At 47.2% G+C, this 540-nt stretch carries 1 protein-coding gene; it reads left to right on the top strand.

Going from position 1 to position 540, the window contains the following annotated elements; genetic code table 11:
* Positions 1-39: 39 nt before the first annotated feature.
* On the top strand, positions 40-540 hold a 501-nt coding region (locus tag R7190_RS30025), incomplete at its 3' end, for a DUF2057 family protein (protein ID WP_318138229.1).

Here is a 540-nt window from a genome sequence, read left to right as displayed (position 1 = left end):
TGACGAATTGGGACAATTACAAAGCTTAGGATAAAAACAATGAAATTGATCAAGCCTTTAACTTGCGCGCTTGCTCTAGCAATGAGTGGCATGGCATTCGCAGACGTTACGGTTAGCGTTCCTGACGACGTTTCAGTATTGGCAGCAAACGGTGAAAAAGCGAAACTTTCTGGCGGCTTTTTTGCTTCTGAAAAAACATTGACGCTACCGGATGGCGTAAACCAAGTCGTTTTCCGCTACGCACCTTACTTCAACCAAGGTAATGACCGTCTAAGCGTAGAAAGTGACGCTATCGTGGCACGCTTCGATACTGCAAATGCAGAGTTGACGATTGAAGTTCCAAAATACCGCAACATGCGTGACGCGGAAGAAAACATCAAAGATCTCGATTGGAAACTGGTTGATGGTTCAGGCAAAGCAGTCGCAGTTGACCAAGACAAGCTGATCAAACCGGGTATGCAAATCGGCCGTGATTACGTGCGTGAAATCGAAGATTACAACCGCGCTGGCGGTACAGCAGCTGTCGCTTTTGCTGGCGCA

Source organism: Vibrio sp. 1078-1 (assembly GCF_033340475.1).
This window is presented reverse-complemented; position numbering and strand designations above follow the sequence as displayed.